This is a genomic window from Thermosulfurimonas dismutans (assembly GCF_001652585.1).
Classification (GTDB): domain Bacteria; phylum Desulfobacterota; class Thermodesulfobacteria; order Thermodesulfobacteriales; family Thermodesulfobacteriaceae; genus Thermosulfurimonas; species Thermosulfurimonas dismutans.
In genome coordinates, this window is record NZ_LWLG01000031.1 from 1 (window position 1) to 1,726 (window position 1,726).

A 1,726-nucleotide genomic window follows, 5' to 3' on the forward strand; every position below is an offset into this window, starting at 1 on the left:
TGAACCTTTTTCTCTGAGGCCTTCTCTATTATCGGAAATAAAGTTGGGCTCGAAGTTGATGTTTGTAGATATAATAAAGTAGATATAACAAAGAAAAAGAAAACTTAAATATTTTTGCATTCACTAAAGGTTCTTCTTGTCTGGTTTTCTCTTTCACCACAAAACAGTAACTTACTAATAAACTTACTTTGGTTTTCTCTCGAATTACAGTAAGGTTCCTTTCTTGAATTTTCAGAGGATTACGGTCGGGCTTAAATGGCATATTTTTTGCATTTCTTATGGACAAAAAAGCCGAAGGAGAGGATGATGAAAAATAATATTTTTAAATTACTGGCTCTGGGAAGTATGCTTTTGGTTCTTATTTTCGCTTGTGGAGGGCCTCCGGGGAAGGAATCGGAGAACAAAACTTCAAGTATCGAACCTCAGCAGGAGATCTTGAAAAAGAAGGTGGAGCATGAGGCCAAGAAAGTGGCCAAGATTCTCCAGAAAACCGGAGAAAAACTTCAGAATATACCAAAAAATAACTTAATTGAGGGAGAGAAAAAATCAAAAGACATAAATTTTTTGAATAATCATAAACAAAAGCTAGATATGGATAAGAATCTGAATTATTCTGAGGTGCCAGATATTGCCAGATTTCAAGAAGAAGCGCTAAAATCTGTCCAAGAAGATCCTTTATACCAGGCTCTTTCTATATTAGAGAAGGTTAAAAAGAAATAAAAATAGACACACCTTTCATGAAAGAAGTGAAAGCTCTGCTCGACTTACTGAAAAGATTGTCAAGCTTTACCTGATAGAAACCTTTAAGAACTTTTTTGAAGATCTTTCCTCCTTGAAAGACTAGGAAGAGCCCGAAGAAGATAAGAAAGGAACGGAGTTAGTGTTGAGTTTTGGGAATAACCCTCAAGAGTGATGGATAATCAATAATGAGAATATGGGAGTGATGGTAGGGGCACCGTTACACATGGCGCCGGAGTAGCTGGCTGGTAGGAACATAGGGCTGTGGACGGATGTTTATGGGTTGGGGCGTGTGGTACATGAGATGCTGGTGGGGAGGCCGCCGGATAGTTTGGAAGGGGATTTGATGTGTCAGATAATGCATGTGGAGCCTGAGGATATTTCTGGGGTATCGGAGGGAATGAATGAGGAAGTATAGGGATGTGGATTTGAAAAAGGCAATTTTTATAGCTGTAGGGACAGGGAAGGTGAAGGATTTTGTACAGCTTTTAGAAAAAGTGAAATTGAGTCAGAAGGATAAGAACGATCTCCTATATTTAGCAGCTATGAAAGGGAATGCTTTGATGGTCTCTCTGCTTCTTGGAGAAGGAGCCCATGTAAAAGCAAGAAGTGAGGATGGAATTACTCCTCTTCATTGTGCTGCCAAGAGGGGTGATGCTGATGTGGTGAAGATACTTCTTGAGCATGGCGCAGATGTAAATGCAAGAGATAAGAAAGGAGATACTCCTCTTCATCGGGCTGCTTGGGAGGGTAATACAGAGGTGGTAAAGGTGCTTCTTGAGTATGGAGCAGATGTGAATGCTAGGAGTAAAATATCAAAAAAACTACCAGGACATACCCCACTTCTATGGAGCTGCTCTAAAAGGTCATGTCGATGTAGTGAAGGTGCTTCTTAAGCATGGAGCCGATGTGAATGCGAGGGATGATTATGGTAATACTCCTCTTCATTATGCTGCTGTAGAGAGTTATATGGAGGGGGAGGATTATA

The 1,726-nt window shown here is 40.0% G+C and carries 3 protein-coding genes; all 3 read left to right on the top strand.

The window, feature by feature from the left end:
- Nucleotides 1–255: 255 nt before the first annotated feature.
- Entirely contained in the window at nucleotides 256–720 is a 465-nt protein-coding gene (locus TDIS_RS10550) for a hypothetical protein (RefSeq protein WP_153303844.1), read from the top strand.
- A gap of 422 nt (nucleotides 721–1,142) precedes the next feature.
- Nucleotides 1,143–1,634, top strand: coding sequence for an ankyrin repeat domain-containing protein (locus TDIS_RS11335; protein ID WP_068671852.1), 492 nt, complete (start codon nucleotides 1,143–1,145; stop codon nucleotides 1,632–1,634).
- Nucleotides 1,618–1,726, top strand: a 109-nt coding sequence (locus TDIS_RS11610; protein WP_425263985.1) for an ankyrin repeat domain-containing protein, incomplete at its 3' end; no start/stop codon positions are given. The genes TDIS_RS11335 and TDIS_RS11610, both read left to right, overlap by 17 nt.

Bases quoted from the DNA above. Each gene is read 5' to 3' on its own strand.
- TDIS_RS10550 (WP_153303844.1), top strand. From the start codon at position 256: ATGGCATATTTTTTGCATTTCTTATGGACAAAAAAGCCGAAGGAGAGG.
- TDIS_RS11335 (WP_068671852.1), top strand. From the start codon at position 1,143: ATGAGGAAGTATAGGGATGTGGATTTGAAAAAGGCAATTTTTATAGCT.